This window comes from Streptomyces sp. NPDC055025, from assembly GCF_053608565.1.
In genome coordinates this window covers 44167-64400 of the sequence record NZ_JBSGVS010000033.1, presented here as the reverse complement: position 1 = coordinate 64400, position 20234 = coordinate 44167, and the positions used below count along the sequence as shown (strand labels likewise).

The window sequence follows — 20234 nt, the reverse complement described above, 5'->3', positions numbered from 1 at the left end:
GAGGACCGGGACCAGGGCCAGGACCGGTGTCAGCCGCCCAGCCCGCTGAGCCCGGTGGGCAGATGGGTCTCCCGGACGGTCCTGCCGCCGCCGACGTACATATGCACGCCACAGGGCAGACAGGGGTCGAAGCTCCGCACCGCCCGCATGATGTCGATGCCCTTGAAGGTGTCCGGCGGGTTCTCCTCGAAGATCGGCGTGTTCTGCACCGCGTCCTCGTACGGTCCCGGTGTGCCGTACGAGTCCCGCACACTGGCGTTCCACGGAGTGGGCGGGTAGGGATGGTAGTTGGCGATCTTGCCGTCCCTGATCACCATGTGGTGCGAGAGCACACCGCGTACCGCCTCGGTGAAGCCGACGCCGATGGACTCGTCCGGGACCTCGAAGCTCTCCCAGGTCTGGGTGCGGCCGGCGCGGACCTCCTCCATCGCCCGCTCGGCGAAGTGCAGGGCGCAGGCCGCCGCGTAGGCCTGGAAGTAGGTCCGCGCGCGGTTGCGCTCCAGGGCGTTGCTCCACCGGGGGATCCGCCATTCGAAGGTGGTCTCCGGCTTGGTCATGGTGCGCGGCAGATTGATCCGGACGCTGTGCCCGGTGGCCCGGACATAGCCGAAGTCGACCAGTCCGGACAGGGCCGTGGACCACAGCCGGGCGAGGGGGCCGCCGCCGGTGTCCAGCGCGAGATGCTCCGTGCCGTCGAACCAGCGCGGGGACATCACCCAGCTGTACTTGTCCGCGAAGTCCCGCTTCTGCGGGGCCGGGAGGGTGTGCTGGTTCCACGGATGGCGCGGGTCCACGGGGTTGCCCAGCGGGTCGCGGTCGACGAAGGTCTCCTGGCCCGCCCAGTCGTCGTAGTACGAACTGCCGAGCAGGATCCGGATGCCGAGATTGATGTCGACGAGATCGTTGGTGATCAGCCTGCCGTCGACGATCACCCCCGGTGTGACAAACATCCGCCGGCCCCAGTCGGACATGTTCCGGTAGGTGAAGTCGCAGTACGCGGGGTCGTTGAGCGCGCCCCAGCAGCCGAGCAGCACCCGGCGCCGGCCGACCTCCTCGTACCCGGGCAGCGCCTCGTAGAAGAAGTCGAACAGGTCGTCGTGGAGCGGGACGACCCGCTTCATGAACTCCACGTACCGCGTCAGCCGCGTCAGATAGTCCGTGAAGAGCTGGATGGTCGCCACGGTGCCGACGCCGCCCGGGTAGAGCGTGGAGGGGTGCACATGGCGGCCCTCCATCAGACAGAACATCTCCCGTGTGTAGCGGCTGACATGCAGCGCCTCACGGTAGAACTCGCCCTCCAGCGGATTGAGCGAGCGCATGATGTCGGCGATGGTGCGGTAGCCGTGGTCGCCCGCGTGGGGAGCCTCGGTGCGTTCGGCCAGCTCCAGGACACCGGGGTTGGTCTCGCGGACCATCTTCTCGCAGTAGTCCACCCCCACCAGGTTCTCCTGGAAGATGTTGTGGTCGAACATGTACTCCGCGGCTTCGCCGAGATTCATGATCCACTCGCCGAGGTGCGGGGGCTTCACGCCGTACGCCATGTTCTGCGCGTACACCGAGCAGGTGGCGTGGTTGTCGCCGCAGATACCGCAGATACGGCTGGTGATGAAGTGCGCGTCCCGCGGGTCCTTGCCGCGCATGAAGACGCTGTAGCCGCGGAAGACCGACGAGGTGCTGTAGCACTCGGCCACCCGCTTGCTCCGGAAGTCGATCTTCGTGTGGATACCGAGGCTGCCCACGATCCGGGTGATCGGATCCCAGGACATCTCCATCAGGCCGCTGCCGTCCTCGGCTCGCTTGGTCGTCGGCGCCATGGGCTGCGCACCTTTCTGGGCGGTGGGGAGGGGACTCGCTCCGCCGTCCCGGCGGACGCGGACGGATCACCACGGGGGGTGGTAGCCGGTCAGGACCTTGTCGCCCTTGCGGCGCCACTTCGGCTCCTTGTCCACGGTTCTGGCCGTGACACCGCGCAGCCGGCGGATGACCTTGCCGTACGCGCCGCTCGCCGCCGCGGAGACATGACTGCCCGGAGGTTCGTCCATGAAGGGCATGAATTTGTCCGGGAAGCCGGGCATCGTGCAGGCGATGCAGATACCGCCGACATTGGGACAGCCGCCGACCCCGTTGATCCAGCCCCGCTTGGGGACGTTGCACTTGACCACCGGGCCCCAGCAGCCCAGTTTCACCAGACACTGCGGTGAGTCGTACGCGGTGGCGAACTGGCCCTGCTCGTAGTAGCCCGCCCGGTCGCACCCCTCGTGGACGGTCGCGCCGAACAGCCAGGTCGGGCGGAGATGCTCGTCGAGCGGGATCATGGGCGCGGATCCGGCGGCCTGGTAGAGCAGATAGAGCAGTGTCTCCGAGGCGTTGTCCGGGTGCACCGGGCAGCCGGGGATACAGACGATCGGGATGCCCGCACCCGACTTCCAGTCCCAGCCCAGATAGTCGGGCACCCCCATCGCTCCGGTGGGATTGCCCTCCATGGCGTGGATGCCGCCGTAGGTGGCGCAGGTGCCGATCGCCACGACGGCCAGTGCCTTGGGCGCGAGCCGGTCGATCCACTCACTCGTGGTGATCGGCTGGCCGGTCTCGGGATCGTCCCCGAATCCGCACCAGTAGCCCTCGCTCTTGACCGCCTCATTCGGAATGGATCCCTCGATCACCAGGACAAAGGGCTCGATCTCGCCGCGCTCCGCCTTGAAGAACCATTCGATGAAATTGTCCGCGCCCTGGACGGGTCCGCATTCGAAATCGATGAGAGGCCAGTGCACGGCCACCTTGGGCAGTCCTGGCAGTGCGCCGAGAGCGATTTCCTCGATACTCGGCTGGGTGGCCGCGGTGAGCGACACGGAGTCTCCGTCGCAGCTCAGACCCGCGTTGATCCAGAGAATATGGACGGTGGGGAGTTCTTCCCCGTTCGCTCCGACGGGCGTTGTGCCGCCCTCGGCGACTGATGCGGCGGTATCCATCGTCCCCTCCTCATCGGTGGAAGAGCGTCCCTCCCTGGATAACCGAATCGGGCGTGCTCGGTAAGTGCGGAACGGTCCTATGAACTCCCGTGAACCTTTGAACTCCCGTGAACCTTCGGCGAACAACAGCACACCGGACGGCGAATCGGGCGGTTCACCCCCGAGGGCGACCGTACGGTGACCGGACGATTCTTCGTCGGTCGCATGTTCGAGCTTCGGGTTCGAAGGGGGGCGCTCCGCCATGGAATGGCTCAGCGCGGAGAATGTCATCGCCGTGGTCACCGCGGCCCTGGGCATCGTGGCCTCACTGGCCGTGCTCTGGTACGAGCGCCGGGTGCCGCGCCGCACCCGTATCGGGTACCGGGTCCAGCTCGACACACCGGTGAGCAGCGCCGAGCGCACCGGCAGGGCCGGGGTACGGCTGGGCTTCTTCCAGGACAATCCGCAGCTCTCCGACGCGACCCTCGTGCTGCTGCGGATCGAGAACGACGGCTCCCAGAGCATCGCCGACGCCGACTACACGGGGCGCGAGCTCCACGGTCTGATGGCGGAGTTCACCTCCCGCGCGGTCCAGGGCATAGCGGTCACCGCGCCGCCGGACGCCGACCATCTGCTGGACCACTTCACCCCGGCGGCCGGGCTGCGCTACGCCGACGACACGGTGTATCTGCCGCGCGTGCCGCTCAACCACGGACAGCACTTCAAGCTGCTCGTCCTGCTCACCGGGGGAGCGGTCGGTGACGCGATCCGGGTCAGCGGAGGGATCAGGGACGGCGGGGTCTATCCGAACCGCAGCACGACGCCCGACGACACCCCGCCCGTGTTCAGCAGGGCCACCCGGATGATCACCGTGCTGCTCACACTCTGTGTGGTCGCGCTGGCCTCGATCATCGTCGTACGGGACGACGTCCGGCCGCCGATGGGGTGCGCGAAGGGCGAGCTGACCCTCACCGGCTCCACCGCGTTCGAGCCGGTCGCGAAGGACCTGGCGGCCAAGTACATGCGGGACTGCGCCGGCTCCACCATCACCGTCGACGCGCGCGCCAGCCGGGAGGGCCTCCAGGAGCTGAACGAGCGCGGCGCGGCGGCGAAGGGCGGCGCACCCGCGCTGATCGCGCTGTCCGACGTACCCAGGCGCGACAGCTTTCCCGAGCTGATCGAGAGCCAGGTCGCGGTGTCCGTCTACACCCTTGTCGCCAATGACGAGGTGACGCTCGGCGACCTGACGACCGAGCAGGTCCGTGCCATCTACCGGGGAGACCTCCGGACCTGGGACGAGCTGCCCGGCGGCCCGGAGAACCTGCCCATCGTCCTCGCCAGCAGGAAAACGGGCTCCGGCACCCGCGACATCTTCCGTGACCGCGTGCTCGGCGGTGTCTACGAACTCGCGTACTCCTCGGACGACTGCGGGACCAAGGAAGACAGATCCGCGAAGGTCTTCCGCTGTGAACTCGACAGCACCGACCGGGTCCTCGCCACCGTCGCCCGCACCCCCGGGGCCATCGGATACACCGAGCTGCGCGCCGGCGCCATGCCGGAGGGGGTGCACACGCTGACCCTGAACGGGGAGGCCGCGTCCCCGGACACCATCGCCGACAGCGACTACCCGTTCCGGGAGGTCGAGTACGCGTACACCTACGGCAACCCGCCGGCCAGCTCGCTCGTGGCCAGCTTTCTCAACTACCTGCTGCGCGGCGGCGGTCAGGACGTGGTCCGTACGCATGGCCATCTGCCGTGCTCGTCACCGAAGGGACGGACCATCTGCGCCGGTGACGCGGCTCAGTGAAACTGCGGAACGATCAGATACAGACCGTACGCGACGGCCGCGGCGCAGGTGAGGAAACAGAGTCCGGCGACGGTCCTCGCCAGGACCGAAGCCCGGCGGCCCGCACCGCCGGGGCCCGCACCGCCGGGGCTCGTGCCGCCGGGCTCGTGCCGCCGCGACAGCAGACGCACGCCCAGCGCGAACACGAGGACGACCCCCACGGTGGCGCCGACGCTGACGACGGCCACCTCTCCCAGACCGCTCCAGTCCAGAGCCATACGGTTCCGCGCGGCCATACCGTCCTCTTCCATCAGACATTCGCCTTGGTCGCCCGGGAGCCGACTTTCACGGTGTGCTCGTCGTTGACATTGCCCGAATGCACCGGATTGCGGCGGGAGACGATCACGATGAAGGCCGCCGCGGCGGAGGCGGCCAGGGCGACGACGATCGTGCCGGCGGTGCCGCCGTATACGACCATGGCGGCGGCGAGCGCGCCCACGGCCGCGGCGGCGGGGAGGGTGACACACCAGCCGATGACCATGCGCCCCGCGATTCCCCAGCGCACCTCCGCCAGCTTTCTGCCGAGCCCCGCGCCGAGGATGGCGCCGGAGCAGACCTGGGTGGTGGAGAGGGCGAAGCCGAGGTGCGCGGAGGTCAGGATCACCGTCGTGGCGGAGGACTCGGCGGTGAAGCCCTGCGGGGCGCGGATATCGGTGAGACCCCTGCCCATGGTTCTGATGATCCGCCAGCCGCCGAGATAGGTACCGAGGGCGATCGCCACACCGGCCGAGGCGATGACCCACAGCGGCGGTCCCGCGTCCGGCGCGAGCGCCCCCGCGGAGATCAGGGTGAGGGTGATGACGCCCATGGTCTTCTGGGCGTCATTGGTGCCGTGGGCGATGGAGACCAGTGAGGCGGAGACGATCTGGCCGAGCCGGAATCCGCGGTTGACGGAGGACTCCCGGCCCCGGGCGGTGATCCGGTAGGCGAGATAGGTCGCCAGCAGCGCGGCGAGACCGGCGACCAGCGGGGACGCGACGGCCGGGAGGATGATCTTTTCGAGCACCACGTCGAAGTGCACACCGTGGCGTCCCGCACCCACCCACACGGCACCGATCAGCCCCCCGAACAGGGCGTGCGAGGAACTGGACGGCAGACCCACGAGCCAGGTCAGCAGATTCCACAGGGTCGCGCCGATCAGACCGGCGAAGACCATGCCCGGGGTGACCAGGTGGTCGTTCACGATGCCGCCGGAGATCGTCCTGGCGACCTGGGTGGAGAGGAAGGCCCCCACGAGGTTGAGCACGCCGCTGATGAGGACCGCGACCTTGGGGCGCAACGCCCCGGTGGCGATCGAGGTCGCCATGGCGTTCGCGGTGTCGTGGAACCCGTTGGTGAAGTCGAACGCGAGGGCGGTCAGGATCACCACGCCCACAAGAAAGGTGATGTGGTCCATTCGCCTCATCCAAGCGGAGCGGCCGGTACCCCGCCGCCAGGCGCCGTGGGGACACCGGACGCTTCCTCCCAAAGGATGAGTGGATCAGCCTCTTGATGCCCGTGTGCGCCCCCTGGGGGCCTGTGTTCTGTGTGCGCGGTGTGCGAGCTGTGAACCGTGATGCCCCGAACCGTACCGACGGACCGTCAGCCGCGTTCGCGCGCACGGTGATCACCGCGGTGGCGTCCGGCGGGAGGCCGCGGCCGGCACGTGTCCGGTGGAGCCGGTTCCGGAATTTTGACATTGCCTTGACAAATTAAGATCCCGTTGCCAGGCTGCAAAACTCTAGCGGGATTTCGCAATTACGTTGACGCCGCATCTAATCCACTCCGCCAGAACGGTATGGCTGTTGCACGGGTGACGGGACATCACCCGAGCGCAGGCTCTTCCCCCAGTGACACGGCAGCGCGATGTCGCGCGCCCACGCCGTGTCGCACCCCCCGCAAGGTCAGGAAGGATGCTCCATGTCAGGACCGTCACGACTGTCAGGACAGAGGCCGAGACGCCTCTGGTCACGATGGCTCACCGCGTTGGCGCTGATCGTCGGCGGTGGCGCCGTCGCGGTGCCGGCGGCCGGTGCGCCGGCGGCCGTAGCGGCGCCCGCAGCGCCCGCCGTCATTCCGGCCGGCGACTACCAGCAGGTGCAACTTGCCCTGGGTGCCGCCGAGTTGGGTGAGGCAATGTCTCTCGCGGTCCTGCCGGACCGCGCCGTCGTCCACACCGCCCGCGATGGCACGGTCCGTTTCACGGACGCCGCGGGCAACACGAAGACGGCCGGCAAGCTGGACGTCTACACGCATGACGAGGAGGGGCTCCAGGGCATAGCGGCCGACCCCGGCTTCGCCTCGAACCGCTATCTCTACCTCTACTACTCGCCCAAGCTGTCGACTCCGGGCGGCGACGCCCCCGTCACCGGCAGCGCCGCGTCCTTCGAGCCGTGGAAGGGTCATCTCAACCTCTCCCGGTTCACGCTGAAGACCGACGGCACGCTCGACATGACGAGCGAGAAGGTCGTCCTCGAGGTGCCCAACGACCGGGGACAGTGCTGCCACGTCGGTGGTGACATCGACTTCGACGCCGCCGGGAACCTGTATCTGACCACGGGTGACGACACCAACCCGTTCGAGTCGAACGGCTACGCGCCGATCGACGAGCGGACCGACCGCAACCCGCAGTTCGACGCCCAGCGCTCCTCCGGCAACACCAACGACCTGCGCGGCAAGGTCCTGCGGATCAAGCCGACGGCGGCGGGCGGCTACACCGTCCCGACCGGCAACCTCTTCGCTGCCGGTACGGCCAACACCCGGCCCGAGATCTACGCGATGGGCTTCCGCAACCCCTTCCGGATGTCCGTCGACAAGGCCACCGGCATCGTCTACCTCGGTGACTACGGCCCCGACGCCGGAGGCACCGACGGTGGCGGGCGCGGCCCCAGCGGCCAGGTCGAGTTCAACCGCATCACCGCGCCGGGCAACTACGGCTGGCCCTACTGCACCGGCACGAACACCGCCGCCGAGACCTACGGCGAGTACGCCTTCCCGAACGGTCCCTCCAGCGGGAAGTACAACTGCGCGAGCGGCCCGGCCAACAACTCCTTCCGCAACACCGGCCAGGCCACGCTGCCCGCGGCCAAGGCTGCCTGGATCAAGTACGGCGGCGACGCCGGCTCCCCGCCCGAGTTCGGCGGCGGCTCCGAATCGCCCATGGGCGGACCGGTCTACCGCTACGACGCGAACCTGAACTCCAATGTGAAGTTCCCGCAGTCGCTCAACGGCTACTTCTTCGCCGCCGAGTACGGCCGGAAGTGGATCAAGCCCATCGAGGTGAAGGCCGACGGCACCCCCGGTGTCATCGAGAGCTTCCCGTGGACGGGCACCCAGGTCATGGACCAGGCCTTCGGTCCGGACGGCGCGCTGTACGTCCTCGACTACGGCACCGGCGCCAACAACCAGGCGCTGTACCGGGTCGAGTACGTCGGCGGCAGCAACCGCAACCCGATCGCCGCCGCGGCGGCGGACAAGACCTCGGGACCGACCCCGCTGACCGTCGCGTTCTCCTCGGCGGGCAGTTCCGACCCCGAGGGCAAGGCACTGACCTACTCCTGGAACTTCGGGGACGGCGGCACGTCCACCGCGGCGAACCCGTCGCACACGTACACCACCACGGGCACCTTCCGTCCCACCCTGACGGTCAGGGACCCGGAGGGACTCACCGGTACGGCGAGTCTGGTGGTGACGGCGGGCAACACGGCGCCGTCGGTCAACCTCACCGCTCCCAAGGACGGTGAACTGTTCTCCTTCGGTGACACCGTGCCCTTCTCGGTCACCGTCAGCGACCCCGAGGACGGGGCCATCGACTGTGCCAAGGTCAAGGTGACCTATCTCCTCGGCCATGACGAGCACCGTCACGCGATCACCTCGAAGAACGGCTGCACCGGCACGATCGCCGTGCCGACCGACGGTGAGCACGACACCGCCGCCAACATCTACGGGGTCTTCGACGCCGAGTACACCGACGGCGCCGGACTGACCACGCACAGCGCCCGGGTCCTCCAGCCCCGGCACCGGCAGGCCGAGCACTTCTCCGCCCAGTCCGGTGTCCAGGTGGCCGCGCACGGCACCGCCGAGGGCGGCAACACGATCGGCTTCACCGACAACAACGACTGGATCTCCTTCAAGCCGTACGCCCTGGGCAACGCCAACCGCATCACCGCCCGGGTCTCGTCCGGCGGCACCGGCGGCACCATCGAGGTACGGGCGGGCTCCGCCACCGGCACCCTGCTCGGCACGGTGACCGTACCGGTGACCGGTGGCTGGGAGACCTTCACCGATGTCTCGGCCAACCTGACCAACGCCCCGACGGCCTCCACGGAGCTGTTCCTCGTCTTCAAGGGACCGACGGGCCAGGGCAACCTGTTCGACCTCGACGCCTTCACCTTCGCCACCGGCAGCACCCCGTCGAGCCAGACCGTGGAAGGGGAGTCGTTCTCCTCGTCCCTGGGTGTCCAGGCCGCGGACCACGCCGCCGCCAGCGGTGGCAAGACGCTCGGCTACATCGAGAACGGTGACTGGGCGGGCTACGCCTCCGCCCCCACCGCCGGGACCAAGACCTTCAGCGCGAAGGTCTCCTCGGCCGGGGCCGGCGGCACCATCCAGATCCGCTCCGGATCCGCCACCGGCGCGGTGCTCGGCACGGTGGCCGTACCGGTGACCGGCGGCTGGGAGACCTTCACCAATGTCACCACCGCCCTGACCGGCACGACCAGTTCGGGAGCGCTGTTCCTGACCTTCACCGGCGGCGCGGGCTCCCTGTTCGACATCGACACCCTCACCCTCACCAAGTGACCACGGGAAAGGGAAAGTGATGCTACGTCAGCTTCGCCGACTCCCGTCGGCCGCTGCCTCGGCCTTTGTCGTCGCGCTCGCACTCGTGGGGGCGTTCCTGACACCGGCCACTATCGCCCAGGCGGCCGACCCGGCCTACAAGGTGCTCGTCTTCTCCAAGACGGCGGGCTTCCGCCACGACTCCATCCCGGCCGGTACCCAGGCCATCCGTGATCTCGGTGCGGCCAACAACTTCACCGTCACGGCCACCGAGGACAGCGCGGCCTTCACCACGGCCAATCTGGCCCAGTTCAAGACGGTGGTGTTCCTCAGCACCACCGGCGATGTGCTCAACGACACCCAGCAGTCGGCCCTCCAGTCGTACCTCGACGGCGGCGGCGGCTATGTCGGTGTGCACGCGGCGGCGGACACCGAGTACGGCTGGCCGCAGTACGAGGGGATCGTCGGCGCCTGGTTCAAGAGCCACCCGGCGATCCAGCAGGCCACGCTGAAGACCGAGGACCGGTCCCACGCGGCCACCTCGCATCTCGGCCAGACCTGGTCGCGCACCGATGAGTGGTACAACTACCGCGCCAACCCCCGCGGGAACGTCCGGGTGCTCCAGAGCCTGGACGAGTCCACCTACAGCGGTGGCGAGATGAGCGGTGACCACCCCATCACCTGGTGCCACCCGCAGGGCAACGGGCGGTCCTTCTACACCGGGCTCGGCCACACCGCCGAGTCCTACGCCGACCCCGCCTTCCGTACCCTGCTGCTCGGCGGAATCCGCTACGCGGCGGGCTTCGCCAAGGCCGACTGCCGTGCGGAGACGGGCTACACCCCGATCTACAACGGCTCGACCACCGGCTGGGCACAGGCGGGCCCCGGCAGCTTCACCAACACCGACGCCACCCTCACCTCCACGGGCGGCATGGGCCTGTACTGGTACCAGGCGAAGCAGTACAACGCGTACTCGCTGAAGCTGGACTGGCGGATGCCCGGGGACGACAACTCCGGTGTGTTCGTGGGCTTCCCCTCCTCCACCGACCCCAACTCGGCGGTGAACCAGGGGTACGAGATCCAGATCGACGCCACCGACACCGCCGACAGGACCACCGGCTCCATCTACGGCTTCAAGTCGGCCGACATCGCCGCGCGCGACGGCGCTCTCAACCCGCCGGGGGCGTGGAACACCTACGAGATCCGGGTGGAGGGGGAGCGGCTCCAGGTCTTCCTCAACGGTGTGAAGATCAACGACTTCACCAACACCGACCCGGTGCGGTCCCTCCAGCAGGGCTACATCGGCATCCAGAACCACGGCACCGGCGACGACGTGTCCTTCCGCAACATCCGGATCAAGGAACTGGGGACCACTCCTCCCCCCGCGTCGACGTCGACCTACGAGGGCGAGGCCTACACGTCCTCCGCGGGTGTCCAGCCCGCCGACCACGGCTCCGCCAGCGGCGGCAGGACGCTCGGCTACATCGAGAACGGTGACTGGGCCGGCTACTCCCAGGCCTCGCTCACCGGGGCCACGACCTTCAGCGCGAAGGTCTCCTCGGGCGGTTCGGGAGGCACCCTCCAGGTGCGCTCCGGATCGGCCACCGGGGCGGTGCTCGGCTCGGTCGCCGTACCCAACACCGGCGGCTGGGAGAACTTCCGTACCGTCACCACCACGCTGAGCGGCACCCCGACCGGACCGGTCTTCCTGACCTTCACCGGCGGGGCGGGCTCCCTGTTCGACATCGACACCTTCACGCTGGAGAGGCCGGCGGCGTTACAGGCCACGTCGGCGAATGTCCACCTCTTCTACTACCCGTGGTACGGCAGCCCCGCCAAGTACGGCAGCTACCGCCACTGGCAGCAGGGCGGCCGTACGCCGCCGCAGGACATTGGCGCCGATCTCTACCCGAAGCTCGGGGCGTACGACTCCGGTGACTACACCGGAGCCGTCGCGCAGCACATGAAGTGGGTCAAGCAGTCAGGTGCCGGAGTCATCGTCTACAGCTGGTGGGGCAAGGGCGGTTACGAGGACACCCTCGCCAAGGGTGTCCTGGACGCGGCCGCGCGCGAGGGCGTCAAGGTGGCCTGGCACATCGAGCCCTACGCGAACCGCACGGCGGCCTCCGTGGTGTCCGACATCCAGTACATCAACACCACCTACGGCAGCCACCCCGCCTTCTACCGTGACGCCGAGCACAACAACCGCGCGGCCTTCTACATCTTCGAGAGCCTCAGGACCACCGACTGGGCCGCCCTCGACCAGGTCACGCAGAACAACACCGTCCTGGCACAGACCACCGACACCAGCAAGATCGCGCACTTCTCGGGGCTCTACACCTATGACGGGATCGCGGGCGCCACGGCCCCCGGCTGGAAGCAGGCCGGAGACTACGCGCGCGCGAACGGACTGATCTGGGCACCCTCGGTCGCCCCCGGCTACATCGACGACCGCGCGGTACCCGGCAACACCACACCGACCCTCGGCAGGGACAACGGCGCGACCTACGACAAGGAGTGGAACAACGCGCTCGACCCCGCCATCGGCGGATCGCCCACCTGGGTCTCCGTCACCTCGTTCAACGAGTGGCACGAAGGCAGCTCGATCGAACCGGCCTCGTCCGCACCGCCCGGTGGCTTCGGCTACCAGACCTTCTCGGGCGCGTACGGCAAGACCGGTACGGCCGCCGAGACCGCCTATCTCGACCGGACGAAGTACTGGGTGGGCCAGTTCGACGCGCGGCGCGTGCGCTGACGCGAGGAACGACACAACGGCCACACGCGAGGACGGGCCCCGGGGAAACCCGGGGCCCGTTCCCGTGTCCGTTCCCGTATTCGTATGCGGATCCGTGTACGGCCTCGTACCCGTCCGGGCTTAACGCGGTGGCTATGCGTATGCCACCGGCCCGTGGTGGGGGCGTCGCCTTCCGGCCACCACCTCCTGGGAGCCTCCACAGATGCTCGCCCTGAACGCGGATGTGGACCCGAACCGATGCCGGACCCTGGGGCTCGCGGGTTCCGTCGCGCTCACCGCCGGCGGTCTGACCGCGGGCGCGCTGCCGGTACGCGAGGAGCTTCTGCCCACCTCCGGCCGCGCCGCGCTGGGCGTGCTCTGCGCGTACTTCGGGCTCGTCCTGCTGATCGCGGCCTGGTGGTGGCTGGGCCGCGCGGTGCGCGGGCCCCGGCCGCCCACGCCACGCGCGCTGCTGACGACCCTCGCCACCTGGGCGGCGCCGCTGCTGCTCGGACCGCCGCTGTTCAGCCGGGACGTGTACAGCTATCTGGCACAGGGCGCCATGGTCGACGCGCGGATCGACGTCTACACCTACGGACCCGCGCAGTTGGGCGGGCCGCTCGCCACCGAGGTACCGCCCGTCTGGCAGCACACCCCGGCGCCGTACGGTCCCGTGTTCCTCGCCGCCGCGGCCAAGGCCGCCGATCTCGCCCATGTCGACATGTCCGCCGGAATCCTCGGGATGCGGCTGGTCGCGCTGCTCGGCGTCGGGCTGATGATCGCCTTTCTGCCGCTGCTCGCCGACCGCTGCGGGGTGGAGCGCTCCGCCGCGCTCTGGCTCGGCGCGCTCAATCCCCTGGTGCTGCTCCATCTCGTCGCGGGCGCCCACAACGACGCCCTCATGCTGGGACTGCTCGGTGCCGGACTCGTGGCGGCACTGGGCGGATGGCCCGCCAGAGCGGCCTTGCTCGTATCGCTCGCCGCGCTGGTCAAGGCGCCCGCGGCGCTCGGCCTGCTCGCGGTCGCCGCGCTCTGGTCCGGCCACTTCACCGGACGGGCCCGTACGCTCAGAGCCGCCGCGCTGACCTGCGCCATCGCCCTCGCCACCACGGTGGGCGTCACGGCCGTGACCGGCACGGGCTATGGCTGGCTCGGCGCGCTGAGCACCCCCGTCTCGCCCGACAACTGGTCGCTGACCAGCGGACTCGGCCGGCTCTGCGGCGTCCTGCTGGACTCCGTGGGCAGCGGGTTCGCCGATCTGGCCGTACCGGCGTGGCGGTGGCTGGGCCTCCTGGCCACCGCCGTGGCGGTGGTGGTCCTGTGGCTTCGCCGGGTGCGGCTGGGCCCGGTGTACGCGCTGGCGCTGAGCCTGCTCGCGGTCTTCGCGCTGGGCCCGGCCTTCCGGCCGTGGTACGCGCTGTGGGGCCTGTTCCTGATCGCCGCCGCCGCGCCCGACGGCCGGGTACGGCGCTGGGCCGCGGCCGGCAGCGGGGTGCTCGCCCTCGGCCTGCTGCCCAGCGGCTATCCGCCGGACGGTATGCAGTTGACCCTCGCGGTGGGCGGGGGCGCGCTCGCGCTGCTCGCGCTCTGGTGGATGTTCGAGATGTCGGCCCCGAGCGGTGTTCCCTCGCGGACCAGGACCGTGTCATGAGGCGGCCGTACCCCGTCCTGGCGAGACCCGCCGGGCGGATCACCGCCGCGGTCTGCCTGGTCGTGGCCACCGCCGTCTTCCTCGCGACCGTCCCCCTGCACCGGGACTTCTTCGACGTCGGCGTCTACTACGGCACGGTCGACGACTGGATCCACGGCGACGGCGGGATCTACGACTACCTCAGCCCCGGCACCCACTACGGCTTCACCTACCCGCCCTTCGCCGCCGTCTCCATGCTGCCGATGGCGCTGGTCTCCTGGCCGGTGGCCGTGGGCGTCAGTGTCGCGCTGAGCGTCGCCGCGTCGGCCCTGCTGCTGCACTGGCTGGTGGGCCCGGTCATCCGGCGCACCTGCCGGAACAGGTGGTTCGCCTTCACCGTGGCCGGCTGTCTGTTCGCACTGCTCGAACCGGTCCGTGACACCTTCAGCTTCGGCCAGGTGAATCTGCTTCTCGTCGCACTGGTCTTCACCGACGCCCGGCTGCTGGCGACCGGACGCGGCCGGTACGCCGGGATCGGGATCGGTCTCGCCTCCGCGATCAAGCTCACGCCCGCGCTCTTCATCCTCTATCTGCTGATCACCGGGCGCCGGCGGCAGGCGGGCGTGGCCACGGGCACGGCGTGCGCCGCCACCCTGCTCGCCGCCCTGATCGCCCCCGGGGCCAGCCGTACCTTCTGGACCGACGCCCTGTGGAACACCGACCGTGTCGGCTCGCTCAGCTATGTCTCCAACCAGTCGCTCCAAGGCGTACTGGCCCGCCTCCAGCCGGATCACCCCAGCCGCGCGGTATGGCTGGTGTGCGTTCTCGCCGTCCTCGCGCTCTGGGCGTACCGGGCCCGCGCGGCCGTCCGTGACGGGGACGACCGGACCGGGTTCGCGCTGACCGCGCTGGCCGCCTGTCTGGTCAGCCCCGTGACCTGGGTCCACCATCTCGTCTGGGTGATTCCCGCCCTCGTCGTACTGACGGACACCGCGCTGCGCGGCGAACGCCGGGAACGCCGGGCGCTGTTGGCGGTGTGCGCCGCGCTGTATGTGATCCTGTGCAGCAGCGTGGTCTGGCTCTGGCGCTGGAACTCGACCGGTCCCGACGCCTTCCTCGGCGCGAACACCTATGTGTGGATCACCCTCGCCCTGCTGTTCATACCTCTGTCGCCGCGGAGCGGGCCACTGCCCGGGGCGACAGAGGTGGCCTGTGAGAAGACCGGGGGAGAGGTCTCCGGCGGGCTCACGGGCGGGGCGGGCGCCATTCGATGAGCAGCAGCGTGGCGTCGTCGCGCAGTGGGCTCTTCTGGTGGTCGAGGATCGAGTGGATGATCCGCCGCAGCGCCTCCGGGGCCAGCTCGCCCGCCGCGGCCGCCCGGATGATCGAGTCGGTGAAGCGGTCGAGCCCGAACTCCCTGCCGCCCTCGATCCGTGCCTCCGTCACCCCGTCCGTGTAGAGAAGCACCCGGTCGCCCGGTTCGAGCGTCACCTCATGGGCCTCGCGGGGCGTCCCGGCCAGCTCGGCGGGCAGCCCCATCGGAGGCTGCGGCGTCCGCTCCAACGCCTGGTCCAGCACCCGCTGATCACGGATGAGCAGCGGCGGCGGATGTCCGCAGTTGCACCAGCGGAAGATCCCGTCCGCCAGATCGAGCTGGGCGACGACCCCCGTGCAGTACTGCTCCGGCAGCCACCGGGTCAGTGCCTCGTCGATGGTGCGGACCAGTTCGGGCAGCTCGGCACCGGCGCGGCGGGCGTTGCGGCAGCCGGCCATGGCCACGGCGCTGGTCAGCCCGGAGGCCAGATTGTGGCCCATGGAGTCGAAGATCGCGGCGTACAGGGTGGTCCGGGTCAGGGAGTGGTCGAAGGCGTCGCCGCCGACGTGGTACGCCGGTTCCACCACCGCCGTCGAGATGGCCTGGCCGTTGCCGATGGTGCGCGGGGGCAGCAGGGAGCGCAGCATCTCCGTCGGCAGATCCATGAGCTCGGTACGGGCATGGCGCGCGAAGGCGTCGCTGAACGCGCGCTTCGAGGTGATCGCCATGGAGAGCACGGAGGCGAGCACGCGGCAGCGCCGCAGCCGTGTGCTGTCGAGCGCGTACGTCCGGGCGCCGATGACACCGAGCCGTTCCGCTCCGTCGACCAGGGGCAGCCAGGCGATCAGACCGCCGTCCGGATCCGGGGAGTCCTCGACCCGCAGTTCCAGGGTGCGGTAGGTGGAACCGGCGAGGGCGGTCTCCAGATCGATGACCGGCAGCCCGTCGGCGAGGGGGACGAGATGGCGCTGCTGGATGTCGACGAGATAGACGACGAGCTCCTCGACACCGATTACGGGCGCGCACCGGTTCACTACCCCGGGCAGGTCCATCGGGGCCACGGTGTGGATCTCGGTGAGCAGTTCCTCCAGCAGCCGCTCGCAGGGGGGCGCGGGGAAATCAGTCGCCATCGCCGGACCTCCTCACAGGCAGTCTCACACCACCGGAGCGGTTCCGCCCGGCCGGACGCGGCGCACGCGCTCGGGCGGTGCACGTGCTCGGGGGCGCATACGCTCGGGCGGTGGTCAGAGCCGGCCGAAGAGCTGGGTCCAGTACGTACCGGCGGGGCCGCCGCCCGCGAAGCCGATACCGAGATGGGTGAAATCCCGTTTGAGGATATTGGCCCGGTGGCCCGGACTGTTCATCCATCCCCGGACCACCTCGCGCGGGCCGCGCTGGCCGCAGGCGATGTTCTCGCCGATGCCCCGGTGCGCGGCGCCCGCGGCGGCGGCGCGGTCCCAGGGTTCGAGCCCCTCGGGCGAGGTGTGCGAGTAGAAGGCGCGCGCGGCCATGTCGGCGCTGTAGGCCTGCGCCGCCGCGCCCAGCCGCGGATCGCCGGCCAGGGGCCGCAGACCGGCCGCCGTCCGCTCCGCGTTGGTGAGGGCGAGGACCTCGGCGGCGGTCCGTATCAGTCCGCCGGAGGTGAAGGGGCGGGCCCACAGAGCCGTCCAGTAGACCTCGCCCGAGCGGGCGTCGGCGGCGCGGCCGAGTCCCGCGTCGGTCAGCGCCGGGTCGAACAGCGGCCCCCGGGCCGCCTCATCGCCGAGGCAGTACTCCACGAACGCGCGGGGCGTACGGGGCCCGGAGACGAGATGCTGGTCGATACGGAGATAGTGGTAGCCGCCCGCGATGATCCGCTGGAAGACGGAGACCCCGTCGGCGCTCTCCGCGCCGAGCCGCCGCTGTCCCGCCATCGCCGTCGCGTGGGCCTGGGCCGCGGTCGAGAGTCTGCTGTCCGGCGCGACGGCGGGGACACCGGCCCTCAGCCGTTCCGCCCGGACCAGCTCCATGAACTCCGTCGCCCCGGCCCATTCGGCGGAGGTGCCGCGCCCCACCGCGCCGTTCCCGTGCGTGCCGTTCCCGGGTGTGCCGTTGCTGTTCCCGGGCGTGCCGTTCCCGTATCTCCTCGGCCCATCGCTCGCGCGGACGGCCGGCGGTGGTGGGGGGCCCGCGGGTCCGGTGTGCCCCACGGGTCCGGTGACCTCCTCGGTGACCTCCACGCCGAAGTCGCGGGCGATTCCGGCCAGTCCGTCCGCGTACCCCTGCCCGAGCGCGCGCAGCTTCCACCCGGCGCCGCGCCGGTAGATCTCCGCCAGCAGCAGCACCGTCTCGTGCGCCGGGCGCGCGGGAGTGAACCGGGCGAGCACGCCCCGGCCGCCGCTGCCGCTCACGGTCAGTGTCGGCACCGGCAGCCCGCCCAGCGCGGTGCCGGGGCCGGCCGGGCTGATCACCACCGTGACCCGGGTCGCGCCCGCCCGCAGCCGCCGCGGGTCCACGCCGACCCCGCCGCCGTACAGCCGTGCGCCCGGTGCCGACGGCTGGTTGTAGAAGACGAAGTCGCTGTCGCCGCCCACCTTCCCGCTGTCGTCGGTGATGAGTACGGAGAGGTCGAAGGGACCCGGCACTTCGATCGTCAGCGCCGTGTCCGGCAGGGGCAGATTCCCTCCGGGAACCAGCTCGATCATCGGCACCGCCCGTTCCGTTCCGCAGGAGCGCCGACGTCACGCGGCGCTGCTGGGAGAACGTCGAGGAGGGCGGCCGCGGTTCCGCGGCGCGGTCCCGTCCCGTCGGCCGGACCGCCAGGTCCTACGGCCCGGTCCGCCCGGTCCGCCCGGTCCTCAGTCGTGGTTGTGGCTGGACGAGGTGTCGTCCGGCGGGACGGTACGCCCGCCGTCGTTTCCGCTGACGATGACGGCGAGAAGGGCGATGACGGCCCCCGCCGCGGCGAGTCGCCCGCCGAGGCGCAGCCCCCAGCCCGTGCGCGAACCGGAGCGGGCGCCGGGGCGCGACAGCCGCTCCGAGCGGCGCGCGGGACGCAGCAGGCGCGCCAGCAGCAGCGCGGCGATGGGCAGTTGGAGCAGCCAGACCGTGGTGCGGAACCAGCCGTCGTACCAGACGTTCGTGCCGTACAGCAGGGTGTGCCAGACGCTCAGGACATAGACGACGATCACGAACCGGTGCAGAACACGCCAGGTCTTGGGGCCGATGCGGTGGCGGACGTAGAAGAGCAGGCCGAGCGGGACGGCCAGATAGAGGGCGGCCTGGCCGACGGGCATGGCGATCTGGCCCGTGCCCGAGTCGTAGCCGCCCGGTACGAAGGACTCGACGAAGGCGGTGGAGAGCCGGGAGTACCAGCGCGTGGTGTCGTGCCGTACCAACTCGGCGGCGAACAGCAGCGCGTGGGCGAGGATGAGCGCGATGGTGTTGAGACTGGTCGTACGGTGCAGCCGTTCCAGGCGCTGCGGCGACAGCGGCAGCCTGCCCGGCCGGGGTCCGGAGAGCAGGAGGCCCAGTACGACGGTGGTCCACGCCCAGAGCAGCGCCGCCCAGCCGAAGGCCTGGCTGAGGAAGTACATCCAGAAGCCGCCCGCGTCGGCCATGAAGGGCATGACGGACACGGTCGACGAGGTCTTCGCCTTGATACGGGCGTAGAGGAGGGCGAAGACGGCGGCGGTCACCACCAGGGCGAGCAGACCGTCCGGTATCGACGCTCTGAGATCCGATCTCAGGGTGACTCTGGGCTGTGACCGGTCCGTGGCGGCCGCGGCGGTCGTGGCGGCCGTGGTGGTCGTGTCGGTGTCGGTGTCGGTGGTGTGTGTACCGGTCGTGTCTGTACCGGTCGTGTCCGCGACGGGCGGGCCGGTCGGCTCGGGGACGGCGGGCGTGGGGGACGGCTTCATCTGGGCGGCTTTCTCGACGGCTTCGGCGGGTTACCGGAGCAGTCGGGCCCCGGCCGCGGAAAGTTCCCGGCGAGTTCATGTGACATGGATCACATCATCTGGGTGTCCTCCTATAGTGGCCGAACCATCGACGTTTCCGGATCAGCGGCCCTTTTCCGAGGCTCCGTCACGGGTGGGACGATGACGCCCATGAGAGCCGGGCCCGCACTCCGACTCACACGTGCCGCGGTGTTCGCGGCCGTGTGCGTAGCCGTGTCCGGACTCGGCCACGCGCTCCGGTCCGCCACCCCGCTGCCATGGCCCGCCCTCGCCGCCGCGCTGGTGGCCATGGGCGGCGCGGGCTGGTGGCTGGCGGGGCGTGAGCGCGGCGCCCCCGCGATCGTGGGCGCGAGCGCGGCGGGACAGGTCACCCTGCACGCCCTGTTCAGCTGGACCCATGTCCTTCTGCCGGGCGCCGGTACCGCGCGGGCCATGGAGATGCCGGGGGCGGGCCGTTCGGGAATGGCGGCGCACGCCCACGCCGGAACGGCCGAGGGGCCGGCGGATCTGCTGGCCCTCGTCCTCGCCTACGACGGGCACTCCCTGACGTCCGGTATGGCCCTGGCCCACCTGGTGGCCGGGCTGCTCTGCGGCTGGTGGCTGTGGCGCGGGGAAGCGGCCGTCCTCCAACTGGGCCGCTCGCTCGCGCTGTTCGTCGGCGCTCCCCTGCGGCGGGCCTGGCGGGTGCTGTCCGGCGCCGGACCTCTGCTGCCGCCCACCCCGGCCGTGGCGCTCCACCGGCCCCACCGCAGTCCGCGCCGGCTCGTGGTGCTGTACGGCATCTCCCGCCGGGGTCCGCCCTTCCGCCCGTCCTTCGACTGACCCTTCGCCGCCGCCGCTCGTTCCGGGCTCCGCCGCTCCCGCTCCGCTGCCCCGGGCGTTCCGGTCGCTCCCGATATTCCGGGTGTTCCGGGTGTCCGGCGACCCGCAACCGGGCCGCCGACCGCCCTTCCGCCGTGGCCGAGGGTTTCCCAGGCGCGCACGCGTGCCTGTGCACAGGCATGCCGGTGAACCGCCGCCCCACCGCGGAAGCCGGCCACCGATGGCGCCGCGCCCTGCCCTGGC

At 70.3% G+C, this 20234-nt stretch carries 13 protein-coding genes; 6 read left to right on the top strand and 7 right to left on the bottom strand.

Annotated elements, in window-relative coordinates; genetic code table 11:
- Positions 1–29 precede the first annotated feature (29 nt).
- Both ACWGDX_RS21010 and ACWGDX_RS21005 read right to left on the bottom strand, forming a co-directional pair.
- The gene (locus ACWGDX_RS21010) at positions 30–1814 is read right to left on the bottom strand and encodes a nickel-dependent hydrogenase large subunit (protein ID WP_453627629.1); all 1785 of its coding nucleotides are present in this window, start codon (positions 1812–1814) and stop codon (positions 30–32) included.
- Positions 1815–1880: 66 nt separating this feature from the next.
- Entirely contained in the window at positions 1881–2969 is a 1089-nt protein-coding gene (locus ACWGDX_RS21005; protein ID WP_365904073.1) for an NADH-quinone oxidoreductase subunit B family protein, read from the bottom strand.
- Between the two features lie 241 nt (positions 2970–3210).
- On the opposite strand from ACWGDX_RS21005, the gene ACWGDX_RS21000 reads away from it, so the two are divergent.
- Entirely contained in the window at positions 3211–4755 is a 1545-nt protein-coding gene (locus ACWGDX_RS21000) for a PstS family phosphate ABC transporter substrate-binding protein (RefSeq protein ID WP_453627626.1), read from the top strand.
- On the opposite strand, the gene ACWGDX_RS20995 is transcribed toward ACWGDX_RS21000, so the two are convergent.
- Together ACWGDX_RS20995 and ACWGDX_RS20990 are read right to left on the bottom strand one after the other, a co-directional pair.
- Positions 4749–5012, bottom strand: coding sequence for a hypothetical protein (locus tag ACWGDX_RS20995; protein WP_453627702.1), 264 nt, complete (start codon positions 5010–5012; stop codon positions 4749–4751). The genes ACWGDX_RS21000 and ACWGDX_RS20995 overlap by 7 nt on opposite strands.
- Before the next feature lie 32 nt (positions 5013–5044).
- Entirely contained in the window at positions 5045–6190 is a 1146-nt protein-coding gene (locus tag ACWGDX_RS20990) for an anion permease (protein WP_453627624.1), read from the bottom strand.
- Between the two features lie 503 nt (positions 6191–6693).
- Between ACWGDX_RS20990 and ACWGDX_RS20985 the strand changes: the two genes are divergently transcribed.
- The 4 genes from ACWGDX_RS20985 to ACWGDX_RS20970 all read left to right on the top strand — a co-directional run bounded on the left by ACWGDX_RS20985 (position 6694) and on the right by ACWGDX_RS20970 (position 15190).
- Positions 6694–9573, top strand: coding sequence for a carbohydrate-binding protein (locus tag ACWGDX_RS20985; protein WP_453627622.1), 2880 nt, complete (start codon positions 6694–6696; stop codon positions 9571–9573).
- A 19-nt stretch (positions 9574–9592) separates the two neighbouring features.
- Complete coding sequence (locus ACWGDX_RS20980) at positions 9593–12307, top strand: ThuA domain-containing protein (RefSeq protein ID WP_453627619.1); 2715 nt, start codon at positions 9593–9595, stop codon at positions 12305–12307.
- Between the two features lie 202 nt (positions 12308–12509).
- Positions 12510–13937, top strand: coding sequence for a polyprenol phosphomannose-dependent alpha 1,6 mannosyltransferase MptB (gene mptB / locus ACWGDX_RS20975; protein ID WP_453627617.1), 1428 nt, complete (start codon positions 12510–12512; stop codon positions 13935–13937).
- Complete coding sequence (locus ACWGDX_RS20970; protein ID WP_453627615.1) at positions 13934–15190, top strand: glycosyltransferase 87 family protein; 1257 nt, start codon at positions 13934–13936, stop codon at positions 15188–15190. Before mptB ends, ACWGDX_RS20970 begins: the two co-directional genes overlap by 4 nt.
- Here the strand turns inward: ACWGDX_RS20970 and ACWGDX_RS20965 are convergent.
- The 3 genes from ACWGDX_RS20965 to ACWGDX_RS20955 all read right to left on the bottom strand — a co-directional run bounded on the left by ACWGDX_RS20965 (position 15162) and on the right by ACWGDX_RS20955 (position 19130).
- The gene (locus tag ACWGDX_RS20965; RefSeq protein WP_453627612.1) at positions 15162–16361 is read right to left on the bottom strand and encodes a PP2C family protein-serine/threonine phosphatase; all 1200 of its coding nucleotides are present in this window, start codon (positions 16359–16361) and stop codon (positions 15162–15164) included. The genes ACWGDX_RS20970 and ACWGDX_RS20965 overlap by 29 nt on opposite strands.
- 114 nt (positions 16362–16475) lie before the next feature.
- Positions 16476–17915, bottom strand: a complete 1440-nt coding sequence (locus ACWGDX_RS20960) for a CAP domain-containing protein (RefSeq protein WP_453627700.1) — start codon at positions 17913–17915, stop codon at positions 16476–16478.
- A gap of 153 nt (positions 17916–18068) precedes the next feature.
- Positions 18069–19130, bottom strand: coding sequence for a ferric reductase-like transmembrane domain-containing protein (locus ACWGDX_RS20955; RefSeq protein ID WP_453627610.1), 1062 nt, complete (start codon positions 19128–19130; stop codon positions 18069–18071).
- A 189-nt stretch (positions 19131–19319) separates the two neighbouring features.
- On the opposite strand from ACWGDX_RS20955, the gene ACWGDX_RS20950 reads away from it, so the two are divergent.
- Entirely contained in the window at positions 19320–19991 is a 672-nt protein-coding gene (locus ACWGDX_RS20950) for a hypothetical protein (protein ID WP_453627607.1), read from the top strand.
- The last annotated feature ends 243 nt before the right edge of the window (positions 19992–20234 follow it).

Excerpts from the sequence above, each read along its gene's own strand:
- ACWGDX_RS21010 (WP_453627629.1), bottom strand. The coding sequence starts at position 1,814 with ATGGCGCCGACGACCAAGCGAGCCGAGGACGGCAGCGGCCTGATGGAG.
- ACWGDX_RS21005 (WP_365904073.1), bottom strand. The coding sequence starts at position 2,969 with ATGGATACCGCCGCATCAGTCGCCGAGGGCGGCACAACGCCCGTCGGA.
- ACWGDX_RS21000 (WP_453627626.1), top strand. The coding sequence starts at position 3,211 with ATGGAATGGCTCAGCGCGGAGAATGTCATCGCCGTGGTCACCGCGGCC.
- ACWGDX_RS20995 (WP_453627702.1), bottom strand. The coding sequence starts at position 5,012 with ATGGCTCTGGACTGGAGCGGTCTGGGAGAGGTGGCCGTCGTCAGCGTC.
- ACWGDX_RS20990 (WP_453627624.1), bottom strand. The coding sequence starts at position 6,190 with ATGGACCACATCACCTTTCTTGTGGGCGTGGTGATCCTGACCGCCCTC.
- ACWGDX_RS20985 (WP_453627622.1), top strand. The coding sequence starts at position 6,694 with ATGTCAGGACCGTCACGACTGTCAGGACAGAGGCCGAGACGCCTCTGG.
- ACWGDX_RS20980 (WP_453627619.1), top strand. The coding sequence starts at position 9,593 with ATGCTACGTCAGCTTCGCCGACTCCCGTCGGCCGCTGCCTCGGCCTTT.
- mptB (WP_453627617.1), top strand. The coding sequence starts at position 12,510 with ATGCTCGCCCTGAACGCGGATGTGGACCCGAACCGATGCCGGACCCTG.
- ACWGDX_RS20970 (WP_453627615.1), top strand. The coding sequence starts at position 13,934 with ATGAGGCGGCCGTACCCCGTCCTGGCGAGACCCGCCGGGCGGATCACC.
- ACWGDX_RS20965 (WP_453627612.1), bottom strand. The coding sequence starts at position 16,361 with ATGGCGACTGATTTCCCCGCGCCCCCCTGCGAGCGGCTGCTGGAGGAA.
- ACWGDX_RS20960 (WP_453627700.1), bottom strand. The coding sequence starts at position 17,915 with ATGATCGAGCTGGTTCCCGGAGGGAATCTGCCCCTGCCGGACACGGCG.
- ACWGDX_RS20955 (WP_453627610.1), bottom strand. The coding sequence starts at position 19,130 with ATGAAGCCGTCCCCCACGCCCGCCGTCCCCGAGCCGACCGGCCCGCCC.
- ACWGDX_RS20950 (WP_453627607.1), top strand. The coding sequence starts at position 19,320 with ATGAGAGCCGGGCCCGCACTCCGACTCACACGTGCCGCGGTGTTCGCG.